This window comes from Acidovorax sp., assembly GCF_034519795.1.
GTDB lineage: Bacteria > Pseudomonadota > Gammaproteobacteria > Burkholderiales > Burkholderiaceae_C > Acidovorax.
The window spans coordinates 335,220-359,193 of sequence record NZ_JAXHOB010000020.1 but is presented as its reverse complement, the minus strand read 5'-3'; the positions used below and the strand labels follow the sequence as shown (position 1 = coordinate 359,193).

General features: G+C 68.7%; 17 protein-coding genes. 11 read left to right on the top strand and 6 right to left on the bottom strand.

Annotated elements, in window-relative coordinates:
• Positions 1–41 precede the first annotated feature (41 nt).
• The 3 genes from U5N23_RS22875 to U5N23_RS22865 all read left to right on the top strand — a co-directional run bounded on the left by U5N23_RS22875 (position 42) and on the right by U5N23_RS22865 (position 4,780).
• Positions 42–929 carry a neutral zinc metallopeptidase gene (locus U5N23_RS22875; protein ID WP_322595022.1) on the top strand — a complete coding sequence of 296 codons (888 nt, stop codon included), beginning with the start codon at positions 42–44 and terminating at the stop codon, positions 927–929.
• The gene (locus U5N23_RS22870; protein WP_322595021.1) at positions 929–3,100 is read left to right on the top strand and encodes a SulP family inorganic anion transporter; all 2,172 of its coding nucleotides are present in this window, start codon (positions 929–931) and stop codon (positions 3,098–3,100) included. The genes U5N23_RS22875 and U5N23_RS22870 overlap by 1 nt, the downstream gene beginning before the upstream one ends.
• A 159-nt stretch (positions 3,101–3,259) precedes the next feature.
• Positions 3,260–4,780 carry a DEAD/DEAH box helicase gene (locus U5N23_RS22865; protein WP_322595020.1) on the top strand — a complete coding sequence of 507 codons (1,521 nt, stop codon included), beginning with the start codon at positions 3,260–3,262 and terminating at the stop codon, positions 4,778–4,780.
• Positions 4,781–4,841: 61 nt separating this feature from the next.
• Here the strand turns inward: U5N23_RS22865 and U5N23_RS22860 are convergent, their stop codons facing one another.
• On the bottom strand, positions 4,842–5,684 hold the full coding sequence (locus tag U5N23_RS22860) for a symmetrical bis(5'-nucleosyl)-tetraphosphatase (RefSeq protein ID WP_322595019.1): 843 nt from the start codon (positions 5,682–5,684) through the stop codon (positions 4,842–4,844).
• Positions 5,685–5,705: 21 nt separating this feature from the next.
• On the opposite strand from U5N23_RS22860, the gene U5N23_RS22855 reads away from it, so the two are divergent.
• Positions 5,706–7,010, top strand: coding sequence for a hemolysin family protein (locus U5N23_RS22855; protein WP_322595018.1), 1,305 nt, complete (start codon positions 5,706–5,708; stop codon positions 7,008–7,010).
• Between the two features lie 137 nt (positions 7,011–7,147).
• Complete coding sequence (locus tag U5N23_RS22850) at positions 7,148–7,438, top strand: H-NS histone family protein (RefSeq protein WP_322595553.1); 291 nt, start codon at positions 7,148–7,150, stop codon at positions 7,436–7,438.
• A 134-nt stretch (positions 7,439–7,572) separates the two neighbouring features.
• On the opposite strand, the gene U5N23_RS22845 is transcribed toward U5N23_RS22850, so the two are convergent.
• A complete protein-coding gene (locus U5N23_RS22845) occupies positions 7,573–8,448 on the bottom strand; it encodes a helix-turn-helix transcriptional regulator (protein ID WP_322595017.1) in 876 nt (291 codons plus the stop codon).
• A gap of 117 nt (positions 8,449–8,565) precedes the next feature.
• On the opposite strand from U5N23_RS22845, the gene U5N23_RS22840 reads away from it, so the two are divergent.
• From U5N23_RS22840 to U5N23_RS22820, 5 genes are all read left to right on the top strand, one after another.
• Entirely contained in the window at positions 8,566–8,970 is a 405-nt protein-coding gene (locus U5N23_RS22840; RefSeq protein ID WP_322595016.1) for a hypothetical protein, read from the top strand.
• A gap of 177 nt (positions 8,971–9,147) precedes the next feature.
• Positions 9,148–12,048: an aconitate hydratase gene (locus U5N23_RS22835; protein ID WP_322595015.1), complete on the top strand. Its 2,901-nt coding sequence runs from the start codon at positions 9,148–9,150 to the stop codon at positions 12,046–12,048.
• 307 nt (positions 12,049–12,355) lie between these two features.
• Positions 12,356–15,682, top strand: coding sequence for an EAL domain-containing protein (locus tag U5N23_RS22830; protein WP_322595014.1), 3,327 nt, complete (start codon positions 12,356–12,358; stop codon positions 15,680–15,682).
• The gene (locus U5N23_RS22825; protein WP_416208653.1) at positions 15,679–18,240 is read left to right on the top strand and encodes a putative bifunctional diguanylate cyclase/phosphodiesterase; all 2,562 of its coding nucleotides are present in this window, start codon (positions 15,679–15,681) and stop codon (positions 18,238–18,240) included. Before U5N23_RS22830 ends, U5N23_RS22825 begins: the two co-directional genes overlap by 4 nt.
• A 37-nt stretch (positions 18,241–18,277) precedes the next feature.
• Complete coding sequence (locus U5N23_RS22820; RefSeq protein WP_322595012.1) at positions 18,278–19,516, top strand: FAD-dependent monooxygenase; 1,239 nt, start codon at positions 18,278–18,280, stop codon at positions 19,514–19,516.
• A gap of 5 nt (positions 19,517–19,521) precedes the next feature.
• Here U5N23_RS22820 and U5N23_RS22815 read toward each other — a convergent pair whose 3' ends face one another.
• Positions 19,522–19,875, bottom strand: coding sequence for a MerR family DNA-binding protein (locus tag U5N23_RS22815; RefSeq protein ID WP_322595011.1), 354 nt, complete (start codon positions 19,873–19,875; stop codon positions 19,522–19,524).
• Positions 19,876–19,966: 91 nt separating this feature from the next.
• Here U5N23_RS22815 and U5N23_RS22810 point away from each other — a divergent pair, with 91 nt between their 5' ends.
• Positions 19,967–20,425 (top strand): hypothetical protein, encoded by a 459-nt coding sequence (locus U5N23_RS22810; protein WP_322595010.1) that lies wholly within the window; start codon positions 19,967–19,969, stop codon positions 20,423–20,425.
• Here the strand turns inward: U5N23_RS22810 and U5N23_RS22805 are convergent.
• The 3 genes from U5N23_RS22805 to kynU form a co-directional block, all read right to left on the bottom strand.
• Positions 20,397–21,578 (bottom strand): MFS transporter, encoded by a 1,182-nt coding sequence (locus U5N23_RS22805; RefSeq protein ID WP_322595009.1) that lies wholly within the window; start codon positions 21,576–21,578, stop codon positions 20,397–20,399. The genes U5N23_RS22810 and U5N23_RS22805 overlap by 29 nt on opposite strands.
• A gap of 174 nt (positions 21,579–21,752) precedes the next feature.
• Complete coding sequence (gene kynA / locus U5N23_RS22800) at positions 21,753–22,643, bottom strand: tryptophan 2,3-dioxygenase (protein ID WP_322595008.1); 891 nt, start codon at positions 22,641–22,643, stop codon at positions 21,753–21,755.
• Between the two features lie 3 nt (positions 22,644–22,646).
• A complete protein-coding gene (gene kynU / locus U5N23_RS22795; protein WP_322595007.1) occupies positions 22,647–23,954 on the bottom strand; it encodes a kynureninase in 1,308 nt (435 codons plus the stop codon).
• Between the last annotated feature and the right edge of the window lie 20 nt (positions 23,955–23,974).

Here is a 23,974-nt window from a genome sequence, read left to right as displayed (position 1 = left end):
CTGTCCATGCCCCCGTCTGGTGGGGGCGCTGGAGAACAACGATGAAATGGGAAGGCAATCGGGAATCCGACAACGTGGAGGACCGCCGGGGCGGCGGTGGTGGCGGCGGCGGTTCGCCCATCTTCGGCGGCCGCAGCATCGGCATCGGCACCATCGTCATCGCGCTGGTGGGCGGGTGGGTGCTGGGCATCAACCCGCTGACCATCCTGGGCCTGCTCAGCGGAGGGGGGCCGCCCGCACAGGTGCAGCAGCAACCGCAGGGGCCGGCGCAGCGCCCGCCGGCCGACGACACCATGGCGCGCTTCGTCTCCACCGTGCTGGCCGACACCGAGGACGTGTGGAAAGCGGTGTTCCGCCAGGGCGGCGGCACCTACCAGGAGCCGCGGCTGGTGCTGTTCCGCGGCTCCACGCCCACGGCCTGTGGCGCGGGCCAGGCGGCCATGGGGCCGTTCTACTGCCCGGCCGACCAGAAGGTCTACATCGATCTGGGTTTCTACGAAACCCTCAAGAACCGCCTGGGTGCGCCCGGCGATTTTGCCCAGGCCTACGTGATCGCGCACGAGGTCGGCCACCATGTGCAGAACCTGCTGGGCATCAGCGGCAAGATGGACCAGATGCGCGGCCGCGTGAGCAAGGCCGAGTACAACGCCCTGTCCGTGCGGCTGGAGCTGCAGGCCGACTGCTTTGCCGGCGTGTGGGCGCACCACGCGCAGGCGGCCCGCAAGATCCTGGAGCAGGGCGACGTGGAAGAGGCCATGAACGCGGCCGCCAAGATCGGCGATGACGCCCTGCAAGGTGCCGGCGGCGGCCGGGTGGTGCCCGAGAGCTTCACCCACGGCAGCAGCGCGCAGCGCCAGCGCTGGTTCAACAACGGCCTGCAGAACGGCAGCGTCAAGGGCTGTGACACCTTTTCCGCCCGCAGCCTGTGATGGGCGCTGAGCCGTCCTCCGCTGCAGTTCGCGAGGGGACGGCCGGCGCCGGGCCCGCGGTGTCGCCCCCCTCGGGCGCAGCCGCTGCCTGGTCGGCGGCGGCGGTCACGGTCCCGCATGCGGTGGGTTTGGGGTTGCTGGCCTTCGCGCCGCTGGCCGGTGGTTATTCGCTGGCGGCCCTGGCCCTGTGGTCGGCCGCCTTGCCCGGCCTGCTGCTCACGGTGTTGGCACCGCGCCCTGGCGTGGTGTACGCGCCCACCACCGTGGTGGCCCTGCTGTTCGCTGCGGTGGTGGCCACGGCCCATGGCGCGGCGGGCACCCTGGGCCTCACGGCGCGCCAGGTGCTGGCGGTGAGCGGGGCCACCGTGGCGCTGGCTTTCGGCTTCCAGTGGCTGCTGGGCGTGCTGCGGCTGGCCTCGGTGGCGCGCTTTCTGCCGATTTCGGTGACCCATGGCTTTGCAGCGGGCGTGGGCCTGTCCATGGTCGTGGGGCAGTTGCGCAATGGCCTGGGGGCGGGCGCCGGGTGGGGTTGGGACCTGCGTACCCTGTGGCACGCCGTGGCCGCCCTCGCGGTGGTGGGCCTGGCGGTGCTGCTGCGCCGGCGCTGGCCGCGCATGCCGGGCCTGCTCACGGCCGTGGTGCTGGTGGCACTGGCCGTGGCCGTGGCCGGCCTGTGGGGTGTGGGCTTGGGCAATGTGTTCGCCCCGGCCGTCAGCCAGAGTGCCTTTGCCGGGCCGCTGTGGCCCGACTGGACGGGCATACCCTGGCTGGAGCTGGTGCACCGGCACGGCTCGGCGCTGGTGCTGCTGGCATTGCTGATGGCGCTGGTCAACAGCCTGGAGATTTTGGTCTTCAACCAGGAGCTGGAGCTCGACCATGGCCTGCGTGGCAATCCCAACCAGGCGCTGCGGCGAGAGAGCCTGCTGGGCGTGCTGTGTGGCCTGGCGGGCATGATCCCGGCGTCCACCAGTGCCTCGCGCTCGCGCATCGTGCTGGCACAGGCCGGCGCCTCGGCCAGCGCGCCGCGCTGGCATGCCGGCATCATGCTGGTGGTGGCCGTCACGGGCGCCTGGTGGCTGCATTGGGTGCCCATGGCCTGCCTGGCCGGCGGGCTGGTGCTGGCGGGGCTGATGCAGGTGCCCGGGCTGCTGTGGTCGCCCGGCTACGCGCGCCGCTCGGGCGTGACCTGGGCGCAAAGCTGGCTGGTGGCGCTGGTGTTCGCCATTCTGGGCGGTGTCGGGGCGCTGGTGGCCGGGCTGGTGGTGGCCACCTTCGTGCTGTTGCGCGATTCGGCCTCCAAGGTGCTGCGCCATGTGCGGCTCGATGGGCAACTGCGTTCGCGCCGCCTGCGCCGGGCGGGCTCCGACACCTGGCTGGCCCCGCGCATGAACCAGGTGGCGGTGTTCGAGCTGCAGGGCGTGATGTCCTTCGGCGTCGCGGCGCACCTGGCCGAGCAGGTGCGGCTGATGCTGCAGCCGCGCCACCGCTGGGTGGTGCTGGATGCCAGCCGCGTGCCGGCCTGGGACAGCACGGCCCTGGCGCAGCTGCGGGCCCTGGCTCGCGACCTCGGCCAGCAGGGCGTGGCCTGCGCCGTGGCCGCGCTCGACCGCGCGGCGGCCGAGCACGTGGGCCCTGGCGTGCGCTGCTTCGCCGACGGCGACCGGGCCCTGGAATGGGCCGAGGCCGCCATCCTGGCCGAGCGGCCCGAGCACGAACGGCCCGTCTATCCCGAGCAGGACAGGCTCGGCGAAATCGGCGAGGGCATGGCTGCCGAGGCCCGGTTGGCGCTGGAAGCGGTGCTGGAGGCGCTGCCCCTGGCAGCCCACGGCGTGGTGTTCAATGCCGGCGATACCGACCGCGACCTGCTGGTGGTGCAGTCGGGACACATCACGCTGGCAACGCAGTGGCCGCCCGAGCGCGGCCTGCGCCTGGCCACCGTGGGGCCGGGCATGGCGTTCGGGGAGATGGCGTTCCTCAATGGTGCAGCCCGCACCGCCAGCGCCGGAGCGGAACTGGGGCCGGCGCAGCTGGCGCGGCTGTCGCGCGCGCACTTCGATGCCTGGGCGCAACGCTATCCCGAGGCCGCCCTCACGGTGATGAACAACATCGCCCAGATCGGCGCGCGCCGTCTGGCGGTGACCACGCGCCAGCTGCGCGCGGTGCTCGAGTGAGCTTCTGAAATTTCCATCTGTGTGCGGATGGTTATTCTTTTGGTGCTATCGAATTAAAAGCACCAAATCCAGTCCTCTGGCGGCATGGCTCGGTGAATACACCCTTGCTTACCACCCCCATGGTGTGTTTGGGCCACCGGTGCGACAATAGAGGGCTAAATGACAAGTTCTTTTTCCAATCTATCGCTGGCCGAGCCGCTGGCACGCGCCGTGGCCGAAATGGGCTACGAGTCCATGACGCCCATCCAGGAGCAGGCCATCCCCGTGGTTCTCACCGGCCAGGACGTGATGGGCGCTGCCCAGACCGGCACCGGCAAGACGGCGGCGTTCTCGCTGCCGCTGCTGCAGCGCCTGCTCAAGCACGAGAGCAGTTCCACATCGCCCGCGCGCCACCCTGTGCGCGCGCTGGTGCTGCTGCCCACGCGCGAACTGGCCGACCAGGTCGCCCAGCAGATCGCGCTGTACGCCAAGTACACCAAGCTGCGCAGCACCGTGGTCTTTGGCGGCATGGACATGAAGCCCCAGACCCTGGAGCTCAAGAAGGGTGTCGAAGTGCTGGTGGCCACCCCCGGCCGCCTGCTGGACCATATCGAGGCCAAGAATGCGGTGCTCAACCAGGTCGAGTATGTGGTGCTCGACGAGGCCGACCGCATGCTGGACATCGGCTTCCTGCCCGACCTGCAGCGCATCCTGTCCTACCTGCCCAAGCAGCGCACCACGCTGCTGTTCTCGGCCACCTTCTCGCCCGAGATCAAGCGCCTGGCCAGCAGCTACCTGCAAAACCCGATCACCATCGAGGTGGCCCGCCCGAACGAGACGGCCTCCACGGTGGAGCAGCGCTTCTACAGCGCCAACGACGACGACAAGCGCCGCGCCATCCACCAGGTGCTCAAGACCCGGGGCATCAAGCAGGCCTTCATCTTCGTGAACAGCAAGCTCGGTTGCGCCCGCCTGGCGCGCAGCCTGGAGCGCGAAGGCCTCAAGACCACCGCGCTGCATGGCGACAAGAGCCAGGACGAGCGCCTGAAGGCCCTGGAAGCCTTCAAGAAGGGCGAAGTCGACCTGCTGGTGTGCACCGACGTGGCCGCGCGCGGCCTCGACATCAAGGATGTGCCGGCGGTGTTCAACTTCGACGTGCCCTTCAACGCCGAAGACTACGTGCACCGCATCGGTCGCACGGGCCGTGCCGGTGCCTCGGGCCTGGCGGTCACGCTGGTGTCGGGCAGCGATGCCCGCCTGGTGGCCGACATCGAGAAGCTCATCAAGAAGAAGATCGAGCTCGAAGCCGTCGAGTACGACGAAGACCAGCCCCGTGGCCGCATCAACGATGGCCGCCGTGCCTGGCGTGAAGCGGGCGAGACCGGTGACGGGCGCGATGCCATTGCCTCCGCCGCGCCGCGCCGCGAGCGCGAACGTGACCACCGCCCTGGCCGTGAAAGCCGCGAGCCGCGCGAGCAGCACCGGGGCTTTCGCCCTGCGGTGGCGTCGCGCGACCCGTTCTTCGAAAAGCCCTACGAATCCAGCGCGGCAGCCGATGCAGCCCCTGCCTGGGAATCGGCCAAGTCGGCGCCGCGCAGCAGCGTGTCGGCCAACATCAAGCCCAAGCGCAAGGTGGCGGCGCTGTTCAAGGCGGCCGCCCCTGTGGCCGCCGATCAGGCGCAGGCTGTCACAGCCGACTGAAGCGCAGGTCGGGCGGGTGGATGGATCTTTCAAGGGCTGCTTCGGCAGCCCTTGTCACGCCTCAACCCGGCTGCTGTGACTGCTCGCAGTGCACCTGCAGCAGCTCGCGGTCGGCCAGCGTGGCGCCAAAGCGCATCGCGCTCAGGCAGCCGCCCCATACGCAGCCTGTGTCCAGCGCCAGGGTGTCCGGTCGGTCGAGCAGGCCGAGCGTGGACCAGTGCCCGAAGGCCACCAGCGTACCGCCCGCCCGCCGGCCCGGTACCTCGAACCAGGGCATCAGGCCCTCGGGGGCCGTGCCTGCGCTCTCGGTGCTCTCGAAATTCATCACCCCGTCCGCCGAGCAAAAACGCAAGCGCGTCATGGCGTTGACGATGGTGCGCAGGCGGTCCATGCCCGTGAGCGCCGGGTCCCAGCGGTCCGGGCCGTTGCCGTACATCTGGTGCAGAAAGTCCGACAGCCCCGGGCCGCGCAGCACCTCCTGCACTTCCCTGGCCAGCGCCAGCGCTTCGTCCACCGTCCAGGCGGGCAGCAGGCCGGCGTGCACCATCGCGAGCCGCTCGCCTGCATGCAGGTGCGTGCGCATCAATGGTTGCTGGCGCAACCAGGCGAGCATGGCGCTGCGGTCGCTCGCATCCAGCACCTGGTCCAGTGTGTCGCGTCTGGAGGGCTTGCGTGCGCCGTGCGCTGCAGCCAGCAGGTGCAGGTCGTGGTTGCCCAGCAGCGGGCGCAGTGCATCGCCCTGCTGCATGCAGCGGCGCAGCACGGCAGCCGACCCGGGGCCCCGGTTCACCAGGTCGCCCAGCAGGTAGACCGTGTCGCGGCTCGCAGAAAAGCCGATCTCGTCCAGCAGGCGCCCGAGCGCGCTGTCGCAACCCTGGATATCGCCAATACAGTAAAGTGCCATCGTGTTCCTATGCCCTGAATCATGGATTTTCTGCTGATTGCGCTGCTCACGCTGCTCAATGGCGTATTTGCCATGTCGGAGCTGGCATTGGCATCGAGCCGCAAGTCACGCCTTGCGGCCATGGCCGAGGGCGGCGACAAGGGCGCGCAGGCCTCGCTCACCCTGCTGGAGAACCCCACCCAGTTCCTCTCGTCCGTGCAGGTGGGCATCACCTCCATCGGCATGCTCAACGGCATCATCGGCGAGGCCGCGTTCAGCGATGACCTGGCGCGCTGGCTGCTGGCCCTGGGTATGCCCGAGCGCGCCGCCGGCATCACGGCCACGGCGCTGGTGGTCACGGTGATCACCTTCATCACCATCGTCTTCGGCGAACTGGTGCCCAAGCGCATCGGGCAGCTCTACCCCGAAACCGTGGCCCGCCTGGTGGCCAGGCCCATGGCCTGGGTGGCACTGGGGGCCAAGCCTTTCGTGCGGCTGCTGTCGCTGTCCACCCAGGGCGTGCTCGCCCTGCTGCGCATCGACAACAACGCCGGCCGCGCAGTGACCGAGGAGGAGATCGTGGCCAGCCTGGAGGAGGGGCGCGATGCCGGCGTGATCGAGCACCACGAGCACCAGATGGTGCGCAACGTGTTCCGCCTCGATGACCGGCCGCTGACCTCGCTGATGGTGCCGCGCACCGATCTGCAGTGGCTCGACGCGCGGCTGAGCGTGGCCGAAGCCCTGCAGATGGCGGGCACCGGTGGCGGCCACGGCGCCCATTCCTGGTATCCGGTGTGCCGCGGGTCGCTCGACGAGGTGGTGGGTCTGGTCAGCGTGGCGCGCCTGCTGGAGCTGGGGGTGCAGGCCCCAGGCGCCATCGAGCAGTACGTGCTGCCGGCGGCTTTCCTGCCCGAAACCCTGAGTGGGATGGAACTGCTCGAACAGTTCCGCGCGCGCTCCGGCCGGATGGTCTTCGTGGTGGATGAATACGGCGTGGTCCAGGGCATCATGACGCCGCGCGATCTGCTGGAGGCGATTACCGGAGAGCTCCAGCCCGGCGCCGCCACCGACGCCTGGGCCACGCGGCGCGAGGATGGCGCATGGCTGCTCGACGGCCTGATGCCGGTCAACGAACTCAAGGCACGCCTGGATATTCGCGATTTACCCGGGGAGGAGCGGGGCCGTTACAACACCCTCGCAGGATTGCTGATGGCCGAATCGGGCCATTTGCCTGGGGTGGGCGAGCACATTGCCTGTGCCGGGTGGATATTCGAGGTGCTGGGCCTGGAGGGCAAGAGAATCGACAGGGTATTGGCGCAAATGGACCAGCCCGACCAGTCCGGCTGATTACCTGGACACATGGATTTATTTTCAACCAGGGCTTGTTTCAACAGCTTGTCACGAATTTTTTGGCAAACCCGGCAAAGTTTGCCCATTATTCCTATAATGGGGCCTTCTTTGTCCACCCAGCAGCCCAACATACCATGACAACCAGCTATAAAGAACTCCTCAAGCAACGCGAAGCCCTGGAACAGCAAATCGGTGAGGCGCGCAAGCGCGAGCTGTCGGATGCCGTGTCGCAGGTGCGCGCTCTGGTGGCGGAGTTTGGTCTGACCGCGCAGGACGTGTTCCCCAGTGGCCGTGCACGCAGCGCCAGTGCGGGCACCAAGGTGGCACCCAAGTACCGTGATCCATCCACCGGCCAGACCTGGACGGGCCGTGGCAAGGCGCCGAAGTGGATTCAAAACGAAAACCGCGAGAAATTCGCCATTTGATGGATTGAATCCGCCATGGATGGGCGGCCCTTTGCCGGGCCGCATAAAAAAAGCCCGCAGCTGCGGGCTTTTTGCTTGGCGCGCCCCATATGGCTGCCCGGAGGGTGCGGCACAGGGCGCATCGGCCGCGCTGCTCAGACAGGGGCTGCGGCGATCTCGCGCAATACCTGCGCCGTGAATTCGTCGGCCGGGAAGAATGATTCCACGGCCAGCTCCTGCAGGGTCACGTCCACCGGGGTACCAAATATGGTGGTGGTGCTGATAAACGAAAGCGTTCCCCGCGCGCTTTGAAAGCAGAACGGCATTACCACGCCCAGCAATTCCCCGTCGAGCACCAGGGGGCTCGATTCCTCGGGCGCCGGATATTCCAGCAGTTCGGCCTGCAGTGCGATCAGCACCGGGTCGGCCGTGGCCTGGATCTGCTGGCGCAGGCGCTCGAACAGGTGGGCGCGCCACTGGGCCAGGTTGGCGATGTGCGGTGCCAGGCCTTTGGGGTGCAGGCTCAGGCGGAACACGTTCACCGGCCCTTCCAGCAGTTCGGGGCTCACATGGTTGGCCAGCAGCGCCTGGGCGGCGCGGTTGGTGGCCACCACGTTCCAGCAGCGGTCCAGCGCCAGCGCCGGGCAGGGTTCGTGCCCCTTGAGCACCAGTTCCACGGCCAGGCGCGCGGCGGCCAGTGCCGGGTCGTCCAGGGCGCGCTCGCGGTACATGGGCGCATAGCCGGCGGCCACCAGCAGGGCATTGCGCTCGCGCAGCGGGATCGCCAGACGCTCGCACAGACGCAGCACCATCTCGCGGCTGGGGTTGGTGCGGCCGGTTTCCATGAAGCTCACATGGCGGGTGGAGATGTCCGCCTCGTCGGCCAGTTCCAGCTGGCTCAGGTGGCGTTGCTGGCGCCAACTGCGCAGGTGGTCGCCGAACGAGGCGGGGCCCGGCGTGCTGCCGCGATGGCCAGCGGCCGCAGGCCGGTGCGGCAGGGAGGGGCGTGGGGGGCGGTGGGTGCTGGTCATGCCCTCCATCCTAGGGCCAGTCGGCGTGCAGGCCATTACCTGGCATGTCATCGACGCGGTGCAGCCGGGCCGCAACCATGGAGGCTCTTTCAACCCGATCGCTTCAAGGAGTCCACCATGTCCCTTCTGTCCTCTCCCTCGTTCCTGCGTGCCGTCGTCTGGTTCGATGCCGCCACCGGCGTGCTGCTCGCCGCCCTGCACCTGGCGCTGACCGACACGCTCGCCGGGTGGCTCGGGCTGCCGGTGGGGCTGGTCTCGGCCAGTGGGCTGGCGCTCATTGCCTATGCGGTTCTGGCCATGGCGATTGCCAGCCCGCGCAATACCCCCCGCGGCCTGCTTTGGCTGCTGATCGTGGGCAATGCCGTGTGGGCTCTTGCAAGCCTGGCATTGCTGCTGTCATCGGCCATCGCGCCCAGTGGGTGGGGCCAGGCCTACCTGGTCATGCATGTGGTGTCGGTGGGCCTGCTGGCCGAGCTGCAATGGTTTGGCGTGCGCCGCCTGCCGTCGATGGCCGTGGCCTGAACGCGGGGCACGCGCACCGGCCGCGTGGCCGGTGCATGCAGGTGCCGTTGGAGAGGGGCTTCGGCCCCTCTTTCGGCGTGCAGGCGGGCACCAGGTCCATGCGCGTTCATACCCCCACCGTTCCATCCGCCACGCGGGACTGACAGAATAGGCCTTGTCGCACAACAGGAGTCAGCCATGGCCACATCGACCAAGTCGTCGCCCCAGCCCGCCCGCCACGCGTTTGCCAACACGCTCAAGAGCTTCAAGACCGCGTCCGGCAAGACCGGACAGTTCTATTCGCTCCCTGCCCTCGCCAAGGAGTTTCCTTCCGTCAAGCGCCTTCCGGTGTCCATTCGCATCGTGCTCGAATCGGTGCTGCGCAATTGCGATGGCCGCAAGGTCACGGCCGAGCATGTGCGCCAGCTCGCGCACTGGGCCCCCACGGCCGAGCGCAAGGACGAGATCCCCTTCGTCGTCTCGCGCGTGGTGCTGCAGGACTTCACCGGCGTGCCGCTGCTGGCCGATCTGGCCGCCATGCGCAGCGTGGCCGCCAGGCTGGGCAAGAACCCCAAGAAGATCGAACCCCTGGTGCCGGTGGACCTGGTGGTGGACCACTCCATCATGGTCGACCATTACGGCAAGAAGAATTCGCTCGACCTGAACATGAAGCTCGAGTTCCAGCGCAACCGTGAGCGCTACGAGTTCATGAAGTGGGGCATGCAGGCCTTCAGCACCTTCGGCGTGGTGCCTCCGGGCTTTGGCATCGTGCACCAGGTGAACCTGGAGTACCTGGCGCGCGGTGTGCACAAGGCCAAGGACGGCGTGCACTACCCCGACACCCTGGTGGGCACCGACAGCCACACCACCATGATCAACGGCATCGGCGTGGTGGGCTGGGGCGTGGGCGGCATCGAGGCCGAGGCCGCCATGCTGGGCCAGCCTGTGTACTTCCTCACGCCCGACGTGGTGGGCTTCGAGATGACGGGCCAGCTGCGCGAGGGCGTGACCGCCACCGACCTGGTGCTCACCGTGACCGAGCTGCTGCGCCAGCACAAGGTGGTGGGCAAGTTCGTCGAATTCTTCGGCGAGGGCACGCGCACCCTGGCCTTGCCCGACCGGGCCACCATCGGCAACATGGCACCCGAGTACGGTGCCACCATGGGCTTCTTCCCGGTGGACGAGAAGACCATCGACTACTTCCAGGGCACGGGCCGCACCAAGGCCGAAATCGAAGCCTTCGAGGCCTATTTCAAGGCCCAGGGCCTGTTCGGAGTGCCATTGGCCGGCGAGATCGATTACTCGCAGGTCGTGAAGCTCGACCTGGGCAGCGTCACGCCCAGCCTGGCCGGCCCCAAGCGCCCGCAGGACCGCATCGAGCTGGGCAAGGTCAGCAGCCAGTTCATCGACCTGTTCAGCAAGCCCAACGCCGAAAACGGTTTCAACCGCCCGGCCGAGCTGCTGTACACGCGCCACCACATCCACCGCGGTCAGGACCTGGTGCAGGATGCCGCCCCCAAGGACAAGCCCGCACCCGCGGGCGCTCCGCGCTCCGTGGCCGAGATGGAGGGCAACAAGCCCGCGCTGGCCACCGCCCATGCCGATGCCGCCGCAGCCATGCCCACCAAGGGGGCCGATCCCACGGTGGGCAACGGCGACGTGCTGATCGCCGCCATCACCAGCTGCACCAACACCTCCAACCCCAGCGTGCTGCTGGCCGCCGGCCTGCTGGCCAAGAAGGCCGTGGAGGCGGGCCTCAAGGTCAAGCCGCACATCAAGACCTCGCTGGCCCCCGGCTCGCGCATCGTCACCGACTACCTCACCGAGACCGGCCTGCTGCCGTACCTGGAGAAGCTGGGCTTTGCACTGGCCGGCTACGGCTGTACCACCTGCATCGGCAATGCGGGTGACCTCACGCCCGAACTCAACGAGGCCATCACCGGCAACGACCTGATCTGTGCGGCCGTGCTCTCGGGCAACCGCAACTTCGAGGCGCGCATCCACCCCAACCTCAAGGCCAACTTCCTGGCCAGCCCGCCGCTGGTGGTGGCCTATGCCATTGCCGGCACGGTGCTCAAGGACCTCATGACCGAGCCCGTGGGCAAGGGCAAGGGCGGCCGCGACATCTACCTGGGTGACATCTGGCCGAGCAGCGAGGAAGTGCACCAGCTCATGAAGTACGCGATGAACGGCAAGGCCTTCCGCGAGAACTACGCCAAGGTCGCCACCGACCCCGGCAAGCTCTGGGAAAAGATCAAGGGCGTGAGCGGCAACGCCTACACCTGGCCTGCCAGCACCTACATCGCCGAGCCGCCTTTCTTCGCCCAATTCACGCTCGAGCAGGGCGCCGCGACGGCCTCCGAAGTGCACGGCGCGCGCATCATGGCGCTGTTCGGCGATTCCATCACCACCGACCACATCTCGCCCGCAGGCTCCATCAAGGCCACTTCGCCCGCCGGCCAGTGGCTGCAGCTCAACGGTGTGCAGAAGGCCGACTTCAACAGCTATGGCGCGCGCCGCGGCAACCACGACGTGATGATGCGCGGCACCTTCGCCAACGTGCGCATCAAGAACCTCATGCTTCCGCCCACGGCCGATGGCTCGCGCGAAGAGGGCGGGGTGACGGTGTTCCAGAACGAGGGACCCCTGCAGGGCGAGAAGATGTTCATCTTCGATGCCGCCATGCAGTACATGGCGCAAAAAACGCCCACGGTGATCTTTGCCGGCGAAGAGTACGGCACCGGGTCGAGCCGCGACTGGGCCGCCAAGGGCACGCAACTGCTGGGCATCAAGGCCGTGGTGGCGCGCAGCTTCGAGCGCATCCACCGCTCCAACCTGGTCGGCATGGGCGTGCTGCCCCTGCAGTTCAAGGGCACGGATTCGTGGGAATCGCTGGGCCTTACGGGCAACGAAACCATCAACGTGCTGCCCGATCCGGCGCTCACGCCCCAGAGCGACGCCACGCTGGTGATTCGCCGCAGCGATGGTTCCAGCCAGGAGGTGGTGGTCACGCTGCGCATCGACACCCCCATCGAAGTGGACTATTACCAGGCGGGCGGTATTTTGCCGTTCGTGCTGCGCCAACTGCTGGGGGGCTGAGAGGCTGAGAATCCTTCGTCCATGCCCGCCTTGCACGCCAAAACACCCCGGCTCGTCGAAAGCAAATGCTCGCCATAGCCCGAGCTATGGCTGTGCTTTGCGCCTAGATCCGAGGCGTTTTGACGCGCCCTTTGGACACGGCCGAAAAATTCCCAGCCTCTGAGCCGCGGAGCAGCGGGTCGGCGAGCCGGCCCACTGCCGGCGTTTGTGGCGCCGGTGCAGCGGCGTTCCGCCGGGAATCGCCGCTGGCGCTTACTGGCCGATACACTTGTGAGGTCCGGTTGTCGACAGCCTACCCACAGGTTCCATGAATCCACCTGCCCACCGCCCGCTGCGGCGGAATTTCGCGTCGGAGAGCCCTGCCCTCACGGTGGTGCTGGTCGTGGCCGCGCTGGCGCTGGTGGTGGTGCTGCTGGGCCCTGTCCTGGGCCATGGGGCAGGCACCGGACCTGAACTCGAACCCTTCATGGAACTGGTGGCCATGCTGCTGGCGTTGCTGGTGGTGTCGGTGTCCCTGCATGTGCTGGACCGGCAGACCCAGGGCTATGCGAATGGGCTGGTGGTGGGGTTCGGTGTGGCGGTCGTGTGCAACTTTTTGCACGGTGTGCCGGCGCACGCTACCCCGGCTTCGGTGTCAGGCACCGTGGCCGACACGGCCCTGTGGCTGGAAGGCTGGGTGCGCGTTGCCGAATGTGCCACCCTGCTGTTGGTAGCGTTGCGGGTGTCCTTGCTCGGTCCCGCCCGGATGTGGGCCGTGGTGGCTGGCGCGATTTCGCTGGCGCTGGCATGGATGGGCATGGGGCCCGCTGCGCGTTGGGTGGCCCAGGCGTCGGGCGGGGTATGGCATGGCTTGCTGCTTGCCGGGCTGGTCAGTGGCCTGGGGCTGGCGGCCTGGCTCATGCTGCGCAATACCAATGGCAGCGGCAGCGGCAGCGGCAGGGAGCGTGAGCGGCTCATGGGCTGGGCTGCCGTGGCCTTTGCCGGCAGCGAATTGCTGTTGGGGATCGAGGCATTCGCGCATGCCAGGCAGGCGGATGTCCTTTCGCACGCCCTGCGCGTGGTGGGTTACGCGCTGCTCTACCAGGCCGTGTTCGTGGCCGGTATCCGCCTGCCCTACGCCCGCCTGTCCGAAGCCGAGGCCCAGCTGCGCGAAAGCGAAACCCGCCTGCAGCTGCTGGGCCGCAACCTGCCCCTGAGCGTGCTCTACCAGGTGGTGCGCGAGGCCGACGGCCGAATGCACTTCGCGCACATCGGCGATGCCATCGAGCGCCTGAACGGCCTGCGCGCCGAGGATGTGCTGCGCGACCCCGATGTGCTGTACCAGCAGGTCCTTGCCGAAGACCTCCCCGCGCTGGAGGAGGCCAGGGAGCGCTCGCTGCGCACCATGGGGCCCATGGAGGCCACTTTCCGCATGCGCGTGTCCTCGGGGGCGGTGCGCTGGATACACCTGAGTTCCTCGCCCCGGCTGCTCGATGGCGGGCGCGTGATCTGGGATGGCGTGCAGAGCGACATCACCGCCGTGCGCGAGGCCGAGCAGGCCGCCCACGCGCACGAGGTGCAGATGGCCAACATGCTGCGCCAGGTGCCGGGTGGCGTGGCGCGGCTGGACCGCGACCACCGGGTGCTCTATGTGAACGAGCAGCAGGCCCGGTGGCTGCACCGCACCCCCGAGCAGTTGCAGGGGCAGCTGCTGCAGGAGGTGATTCCCGCCGCAGTCATGGCGCGCATGCTGCCCCAGCTGCAAAAGGCCTTTGCCGGAGAGACGGCGGTCTTTGAAAACCGCATCGATGGCCTGGATGGCGCGCAGTACCGCCACACCACGCTGGTGCCCGAGTCCATCACGGAGCAGGGCGTGATGGCCGTGGTGGTGTTCGCCTACGACCTGACCGAGCTCAAGCGCATCGAAACCGAGCTGGCCCAGCAAAAGGCCCACCTGGCGCGCGTGGTGAACGCCATACCGGACATGGTCTTCCTCAAGGATGCGCAAGGGGTCTACCTGTCCTGCAACCCGGTGTTCGAGCGCTTTGCGGGCAAGCCCGAGCGCGAGATCATCGGCTGCACCGATTTCGATATTTCGCCTGCAGCGGAGGCAGAGCAGTTCCGTGCCTACGACCGGCGCGCCATGCAGGCCTGGCAGCCCCTGGTCTATGAGGAACAGCTGACTTTTGCCGAGGATGGTTACCAGGGGTATTTCGAGACCATCAAGACACCCATCCGCGACCTGCATGGCCGGGTCACGGGCGTTCTCGGGGTGTGCCGCGACATCACCGACCGCAAGCGCGCAGAGCAGGAGATCGAGCGCCTGGCGTTCTACGACGCACTCACCGGCCTGCCCAACCGCCGCCTGCTGCTCGACCGCCTGCAACGCTCCCTGGCCGCCTGCCAGCGCAGCAAGAACCTCGGGGCCCTGCTGTTCATCGACCTCGATAACTTCAAGGACCTCAACGACACCCTGGGCCACGACATGGGCGACCAGCTGCTGTCCCAGGTTGCCACCCGCCTGGTGGGCAGCGTGCGCGAAGCCGACACTGTGGCGCGCTTTGGCGGCGACGAATTCGTCGTCATGCTGGACAACCTGAACCCCGAACTGGCCGACGCCGCCGCCCAGGCCGAAACCGTCGCCGAAAAACTCCTGGCCAGCCTGAACCAGCCCTTCGCGCTCGGAGGCCAGCAGCACTACAGCACCCCCAGCATCGGCATCACCCTGTTCGGCGACGAACGCCTGTCGGTGGACGAACTGCTCAAAAGGGCAGACCTGGCCATGTACCAGGCCAAGGCCGCCGGGCGCAACACCCAGCGCTTCTTCGACCCCGACATGCAGGCCGCCGTCAACGCCCGCTCCAACCTGGAAGCCGACCTGCGCCAGGGCCTGGCCCGCAGCGAACTGCTCGTGCACTACCAGCCCGTCGTCGACCACCAGGCCCGCCTGGTGGGCGCCGAAGCCCTGGTGCGCTGGCGCCACCCCCAGCGCGGCATGATCAGCCCCGGCGACTTCATCCCCCTGGCCGAACAGACCGGCCTCATCCTCCCCCTGGGCCAGTACGTGCTGGAGACCGCCTGCAGGCAACTGCAGCGCTGGGGCCAGAGCCCCGCCACCGCCCACCTGAGCATCTCCGTGAACGTCAGCGCGCGCCAGTTCCGGCAACCGGGCTTCGTCGCCGAAGTGCTGGGCACCCTGAAAGACTGCCAGGCCAAACCCCAGTTGCTCAAGCTGGAACTCACCGAAAGCCTGCTGCTGGGGGACATCGAAGACACCATCGTGCGCATGGAGCAGCTCAAGGCAGAGGGGGTGGGCTTTGCGCTGGATGACTTCGGCACCGGCTACTCGTCCCTGTCCTACCTCAAGCGGCTGCCGCTGGACCAGATCAAGATCGACCAGAGCTTCGTGCGCGACGTGCTGAGCGACCCCAACGACGCGGCCATCGTGCGCACCATATTGGCGCTGGCCAAGAGCCTGGACCTGCAGGTGGTGGCCGAGGGGGTGGAGACGACGGGGCAACTGGGGTTCCTCAGGCTGCATGGCTGCGAGGGCTTCCAGGGCTATCTGTTTGGCAGGCCTGTGCCGGTGGACCTGTTCGAGCGCGAGCACCTGCCCGAGCCCCCGGTGCCGGCCCCTGCTGCCCAAGTGCCATGACTGCCGTGCCGGACCCCGCTCTCCCAGTGCCTGTTTCCGCCGCCACCGTGCTGTGGGTGGACGGGGATGCGCTGCACGCCCAGGCGGCCATCGCCGTGCTGGCCCAGCGCTGCCCGGCTTGGCGCGTGGTGCACAGCCCCTCGGCCGATGCCGCCTCCCTGCTGCTGGCCGCGCAGACCTGGGATGCACTGGTGCTGTGCCTGGATCCGCAGATCCAGGACCTGCCCAGCCTGCTGGAGCTGTGTGCGGGGCGCCCCGTGCTGCTGTGCCTCGATGCGCACCAGGAGGTCCTCGCGGCGCGTGGCTTTCGCTGCGGCCTGGGGGACTACGCCCTGCGTGCCGCAGATGGCAGCCACCTGCCCGAGCTGGTGCACCGCCTGTCGGCGCTGGTGGGCCGCCAGGGCCTGGCAGCCGCCCCCGGGGCGGCGCAGCCCTTGCGCACCGTGGATGCACGCATCTGGCACGAGGCGCTGACCCTGCTGCAGGAGCAGCGCCAGGGCCTGCAGGTCACGCTGGCCAGCATGAGCCAGGGCATCTTCAGGACCGGGCCGGACGGGCGTATCACCATCTACAACCAGCGCGTGCTGGAGCTGCTGGACCTGCCCGAATCGCTGATGGCCGCCCGCCCCACCCTGGCCGAGCTGACGCAACTGCAGGCCCAGCGCGGTGACTTCGGCGCGGGCTACAACCTGGTGGACCACCGCGGACGCGACTACGTCGCACGCTCCGCTGTGGATCCCGCGCCCGAAGTCTACTGGCGCACCACGCGCGACGGTTGCACGTTCGAAGTGCGCACCACGCGCCTGCCCGATGGCGGGATGGTGCGCACCTTCACCGACGTGAGCGACTATGTGCGCGTGGAAAACGAGCTGCGCGAGAGCGAGGCCCGCTTTCGCGGCCTGAGCGACCTGTCGTCCGACTGGTACTGGGAGCACGACGCAGACGGCCGCTTCGTGCAGCTGGCGGGCGACCTGAGCGTTAACGGCATCCCCTTGTCGAGCGTGATGGGCCGCACCCGCTGGGAGATCGGTGCGCTCAACATGAGCGATGCCGACTGGGACGCCCACCGCGCGGTGCTCACGGCGCAGCAGCCGTTCCGCGACCTGGAACTGCAGCGCCAGCGGCCCGACGGCAGCATGCACTGGATCTCGGTCAGCGGCGTGCCGGTGTTCGATGCCCAGGGCGTGCTGCGCGGTTACCGCGGCGTGGGGCGCGACATCACCGAGCGCAAGCAGGCCGAGTTGCAGATCGAGCGGCTGGCGTTCTTCGACGCACTCACCGGCCTGCCCAACCGCCGCCTGCTGATGGACCGCCTGCAGCGCGCCACCGTGGCGACCGGACGCAACCACGCGCACGGTGCGCTGCTGTTCATCGACCTGGACAATTTCAAGGACCTCAACGACACGCTGGGCCACGACACCGGCGACCAGTTGCTGGTGCGCGTGGCCAGGCGCCTGCTGGCCTGTGTGCGCGAGAGCGATACGGTGGCCCGTTTTGGCGGTGACGAGTTCGTGGTGCTGCTCGATGGCCTGCACACCGAGGTGGCGCATGCCAGCAGCGAGGCGGCGGCCATCGCGCAACAGATCCTCACCGCCCTGGGCAAGCCCTACGACATGGACGGCATCAGCCACCACAGCACGCCCAGCATCGGCATCGCGCTGTTCGGGCAACGCCCGTCCACGCCGGACGAACTGCTCAAGCATGCCGACCTGGCCATGTACCAAGCCAAGGCGGCGGGGCGCAACACGCAACGCTTCTTCGACCCCGACATGCAGGCCGCCGTGAGCATGCGCGCGGCGCTGGAGGCCGACCTGCGCCGCGGCCTGAACCAGCAGGAACTGCTGCTGTACTGCCAGCCCGTGGTGGATGGCTCCGGCAAGCTGCTCGGTGCCGAGGCCCTGGTGCGCTGGAACCACCCACGCCGCGGGCTGGTGCTGCCCGGCGAGTTCATCCCGCTGGCCGAGCAGACCGGGCTCATCCTGCCGCTGGGCCAGTGGGTGCTGGAGGCCGCCTGCGCACAGCTCGTGCACTGGTCGCAAAGCGCGCTCACGCGGCCCTTCTTCCTGTCGGTCAACGTCAGTGTGCGGCAGTTCCGCCAGCCCGATTTCGTGACCCAGGTGCTGGGCGCGCTGCAGGCCAGCGGCGCCAACCCCGAGCGCCTGCGCTTCGAGCTGACCGAGAGCCTGCTGCTCACCGACGTGGAGGACAGCATTGCCCGCATGGAGCAGTTGCGCCGCCATGGGGTGGGCTTTTCGATGGACGACTTCGGCACCGGCTACTCGTCCCTGTCCTACCTCAAGCGCCTGCCGCTGGACCAGCTCAAGATCGACCAGGGCTTTGTGCGCGACCTGCAGACCGACCCCAACGATGCCGCCATCGTGCGCACCATCCTGGCCCTGGCGCGCAGCCTGGACCTCTCGGTGGTGGCCGAGGGGGTGGAGACGCCGGGCCAGTTCGAGTTCCTGCAGCGCCATGGCTGCCAGGCCTTCCAGGGCTACCTGTTCGCCCGCCCCATGCCGGCCGAGATGCTGGAGCGCGCCCTGCTTCCTGCGCCATGACAAACGCAGGCCGCGCCCGGCGCGCGACAATCGGCGCATGAAGAAACAGGTGCTGGTGGCGGGCGGTGGCATAGGGGGGCTGGCAGCAGCCCTGGGCGCATCGCGTGCCGGGTGGGATGTGCGGCTGTACGAGCGTGCCGCGGCCTTCAGCGAGGTCGGGGCGGGCGTGCAGCTGGGACCCAACGTGGTGCGCCGGCTGCAGGCCTGGGGTCTGCAGAAGCCGCTGCAGTCCGTGGCGGCTTTCCCGGCCCGGCTGCAGGTGCGCAGTGCCCTGTCGGGGCGCGAACTGGCCGAGCTGGCGCTGGGCGCCACCGCCATCGAACGCTATGGCGCCGCCTACGCCACCATCCACCGCGCCGACCTGCATGGGCTGTTGCTGGCGGCCGTCACCAAGTACACCGACACCCGGCTGAACCTGGATCATGCCATCGAGGGTTTCAGCGACGGCAGCACCTGTGGCACCGCAGTTCCTGGCGCCGAGACCGTCGTCACGGTGCGCACCAGCCGAGGCAAGGAGGTGGAGGGCGATGCGCTGGTCGGGGCCGACGGCCTGTGGAGCGGCACGCGCCTGCAGTTGCTCGGCGATGTGCCGCCGCGCGCCACGGGCCACCTAGCCTACCGCGCCCTGGTCCCGCAGGACGCCCTGCCCAATGCCCTGCGCACCCAGCAGATCACCGCCTGGCTGGGCCCGCGCCTGCATGTGGTGCAGTACCCCGTGCGGCGCGGCGAGCTGCAGAACCTGGTGGTCATCATCGAAGGCCCGGCGCCTGCGGACAGGCAGGGCTGGGACCATGCCGCGAATGCCGCCGACCTGGAGCAGGCCCTGCAGGGCGCCTGCCCGGCGTTGCAGCACGCCGTGTATGGTGTCGCGGCGGCCGGCGGTGGCTGGCGCCTGTGGCCGCTGTGCGACCGAGCGCCCGTGCGCGGTGCCGCAGAGATGGCGCAGGGTCTGGTGGCGCTGCTCGGCGATGCCGCCCACCCCATGCTGCCCTACCTGGCCCAGGGGGCCGGCATGGCCATCGAGGACGCGGCCGAGCTGCAGCGCGCCCTGTCCATGCATGACCTGGAGGTGCCGCTGCGCCTGACGCGCTACGCCCTGAACCGCTGGCAACGCAACGCCCGCGTGCAGGCCCGCGCTACGCGCAATGGCCGCATCTTCCACGCCATGGGCCCTGTGCGCTGGGGCCGCGACGCTTCGCTGCGCCTGCTGGGCGCGCGCGTGCTGGACCTGCCCTGGCTGTACCGGGGCGATGGCTCGGTGGCCAGTTCGCTCTGAGACGGTCAGGACGCAACCAGCGGACAGTCCGCCAGCACCCGCTCCGCCAGCGTCTGGCGCAAGGCCTGCAGCGCGGCGATGCGTGCGTCGATTTCGAGCAGCTTGGCGGACAGCACTTCGGTAACGGCGGGCGCGGGGTCGGGTGCGTCCCAGATCGCGGGCAGGCGGTCGCCGATTTCGGCGAGCGTGAAGCCCAGTTGCTGCGCCGTGCGGATGTACTGCACCAGCATCAGCACCTCCTCGGGGTAGTCGCGGTAGCCGTTGGGCAGGCGGCGCGCGCGGATCAAGCCCTGTTGCTCATAGAAGCGCAAGGCCTCGCGGCTCAGGCCGGCGGCGGTGGCGAGTTCTCCGATCAGCATGGGGCGCGTCTTTCCAAAAAAAGTGCTTGACCCTGAAGCGTACTTCAAGGTGGAAGCTCGGAGCCTTCTTCACTCCGATCTTTTTTGCACCATGCACATCCCCGCCTTTCCCTCTCCGCGCTACCTGAACATCGTGCGCGCTGGCGGCTGGTACGACCTGTTCGTCACCTGGCCCTTTGCGCTGCCGTGGACCTTTGCCTGGCTCTATGGCCTGCTGACCTCGGTATCCACCACACTGGGCCTGCCCGGTACCCTGCACCCGCTCGATGGCACGCACATGCTGCTGGCCAACCTGCTCGGCTCGGTGGTGGTGGTCTGGTCCATCGCGCGCATTGCGGCACCCAGCCTGCTGCTGGGCCGGCTCGATGGGGTGGCGCGAGTCCTGTTCGCAGCCTGGCAGATCTACGCGGTAGCCCATGGGGCCAGCGCCATCGTTCTCGGATTCACCGCATTCGAGCTGCTGTTCGGCGTGCTGCAGTGGTGGCGCGTGAGCGGGCAAGGTGCCACATGCCCGCCGCAGATCAATGCGCGGGCGCCGGCAGCAGCCTGAACGACAGCACCCCGGCCGCCAGCAGCGCCGAGATGGTCAGCATCACGGCCACATACGGATCGATGCCGTGCGCAGAGGCCAGCGAGGCGGCCAGCCCCGTGAGCCACTGCATCAGCGCCACGCCCAGGAACAGCGCCATGGTGAACACCGCCATGGCGCGCCCGGTCATGGCCGCCGGGTAGGCCGAGCGCACGTCCGCGTACTGCAGCACCATGTAGCCCGAGAGCAGGCCCACGGCGATGGCGCCGCCCACGTCCAGCCACTCCCGGTGCAGCAGGCTGATGGCCAGGAACAGGCCGCACAGGATGGCGGTGAAGCCCATGATCCAGCGCCGGCGGTGCGCAGGCCCAGGGTCCATGCGCCCGAACCAGGCCGGGGTGAACAGCGACACCAGCGAGGACAGCATGGCCACGTTGCCGCTGGCCACCAGCGAATAGCCATGCCGCTCGATCAGCAGTGGCCCCAGCCACAGCCCGCGCAGCGTGAGGAAGGAGGCGTAGGTGGTCAGCGCCAGCAGCATGATGCCGGCGGTGTGCGGCAGCAGGAACAGCGCGCCGAAGCCGCGCACGGCCGAGGCGATCGATTCGCGTGGCACATCTGCGGCGTGCTGCGGCTGCGCGGGCTCGTGCACCTGCCACCAGATCAGCAGCCAGGCCAGTGCCGCCAGGCCGGCCAGCACACCGAAGCCCGCGCGCCAGGAGGAGTGCTGCACCAGCCAGGCCAGCGGCGTGCCGGTGAACAGCATGCCCAGGCCACCGACCCCCATGGCCACGCCCGAGACCATGGCAAAGCGCCCCGGGGGAAAGTAGCGTGCGATGAACACCGTGCACACCAGGAAGGCCGGCGCGCAGCCCACGCCGATCAACACCTGCCCGAGCAGCACCATGGCGTAGCCCGGCGCCAGCGCGGACAGCAGCGAACCGGCAATCGTGAGCGGGAAGGCCACCAGCAGCGTGCGCCGCACGCCGTACAGGTCGATGCCCACGCCCATGAACAGCTGCATGCCGCCGAAGGCAAACGCAAAGGCACCGGCGAACGCGCCCAGCGCCTGCGCCGACAGGCCGAACTCCGCGCGCAGCCCGGTGGCGATGATGGCCGTGATGGTGCGAAACGCCTGGCTCAGCGCGAAGCCCGAAATCAGGGCCAGCAGCATGACCCAGGCGACACGGGGTGCGAGAGGGGAGTGTGGCGAAGAGGAGGGGGCGGACTCGGGTGGCTGGGGCGGCAAGGCGGTGTCTCCGGGAGGGCGTGCACGGTTGCGCCGCCCTTGCCGAGGTTACACGCTGTGGCGACAGGCTGCTGTCGCTGCTGCGCAGGCCGCAGGCACTCACAGATCGGTGCGCAGCTTCCAGATCTCGGGGAAGAGCACCACGTCCAGCATCTTGCGCAGGTAGCTCACGCCGCCCGTGCCGCCGGTGCCGCGCTTGAAGCCGATCACGCGCTCCACCGTGGTCACATGGCGAAAGCGCCACAGGCGAAAGGCGTCTTCCAGGTCGGTGAGCTCCTCGCCCAGCTGGTACAGGTCCCAGTGCTTCTCGGGCGCGCGGTACACGGTGAGCCAGGCCTGCTCCACGCCATCGCTTTCCTCGTAGGGCAGGGTCCAGTCGCGCGCGGTGTGGCTGGCCGGCACGGCAATGCCGCGGCGCGCCAGCAGGCGCAGGGCTTCGTCGTAAAGCGACGGCGCTTCGTAGGCGGCCTGCACCTGGGCCAACAGGTCGGCGCGGTGCTCGTGCGGTTTCAGCATGGCGCGGTTCTTGTTGCCCAGCGAGAACTCGATGCTGCGGTACTGGTAGCTCTGAAAGCCGCTGGACTGGCCCAGGTAGGGCCGCATGGCACTGTACTCGGGCGGCGTCATGGTGGCCAGCACGTCCCAGGCATGCACCAGCTGCTCCATGATCTTGGAGACGCGCGCCAGCATCTTGAAGGCCATCTGCAGTTCGTCTCGGGCGATGTGGCCGATGGCCGCGCGCAGCTCGTGCAGCATGAGCTTCATCCACAGCTCGCTGGTCTGGTGCTGCACGATGAACAGCATCTCGTCGTGCGCGGGCGACAGGGGCTTCTGTGCGGTGAGGATCGCATCGAGCTGCAGGTAGTCGCCATAGCTCATGGATTGGCTGAAGTCGAGCTGGGCGCGCTCTTCGTGCACGATGGATTCGGGCTTGCCTGCGGCGGGCGCTGCTGCACCGGGCTCCGAAGCGGTGTTGGAGAAGGGGCACATGGCTCAGGTCACCGCGTGGATCTGGTTGAACTCGGGGCGTTGCCACTCGGCCGCGTCGAGCACCTGGCGCAGGTGCTCCACGGCATTCCACACGTCCTCGTAGCCGATGTACAGGGGCGTGAAGCCAAAGCGCAAGATGTCCTTGTGCGGGCCCTGGCCGCCGTCGCCCTTGCGGAAGTCGCCGATCACGCCGCGCGCGATCAGCGCCTGCACGATGGCGTAGGCGCCGCTGCCCTGGCCATGGAGGCCCTGGCCCTCGTCGCGCGTCAGGCACACCTGCGAGCCGCGCTGCGCGTGCGCAACCGGCGTCGCCAGGCCCAGGCCGTGGCCGGCGCAGCGCTCTTGCACCAGGGTGATGAACAGATCGGTCAGCGCCAGCGACTTGGCGCGCAGCGCGGCCATGCCGCCCAGGGGCTGGGCCGCGTCGAACACGTCCAGGCCGCACTGCAGGGCCGACAGGCTGATGATGGGCTGCGTGCCGCACAGGTAGCGTGTGATGCCGGGGGCCGGTTGGTAGTCCGGCGTGAACTGGAACGGCGCGGCATGGCCCCACCAGCCCGACAGCGGCTGCCAGAAGCGGTTGGCGTGGCGCGGGTGCACCCACACGAAAGCCGGTGCGCCGGGGCCGCCGTTGAGGTACTTGTAGCCGCAGCCGATGGAGAAGTCGGCGCCCGCACCATGAAGGTCCACCGGCACGGCACCGGCGCTGTGCGCCAGGTCCCACACGGTGAGGATGCCGGCCGCGTGTGCGGCGGCCGTGGTGGCTGCCATGTCATGCATGGCGCCGGTGCGGTAGTTCACGTGCGTGAGCATCAGCACCGCCACGTCGGCCGTCAGCGCGGCGGCGATGTCCTCGGGCTCCACCAGCACCAGCTCCAGCCCGCGCTCCCGGCACAGGCCTTCGGCGATGTACAGGTCGGTCGGGAAGTTGCTGCGCTCGCTGACCACGCGCCTGCGCGCGGGGCTGTCCTCGCGGGCGATGTTGAGCGCGGCGCTCAGCACCTTGTACAGGTTGATGGAGGTGCTGTCGGTGCACACCACCTCGTCCTTGCCGGCGCCGATGAAGGGCGCGAGCTGGTTGCCCAGGCGCTGCGGCAGGTCGAACCAGCTGGCGGTGTTCCACGAGCGGATCAGGTCGGTGCCCCATTCGCGCGTGACCACGTCGGCCACGCGGGCCGCAGCCGCCTTGGGCAGTACGCCCAGGGAATTGCCGTCCAGGTAGATCACGCCCTCGGGCAGGCTGAAATGCCCGCGCAGCGGGGCCAGGGGGTCTTGCGCGTCGAGGGCGCGGCAGTCTTGCAGTGTCGTCATGGGAGTCGTGGGATAAGTCT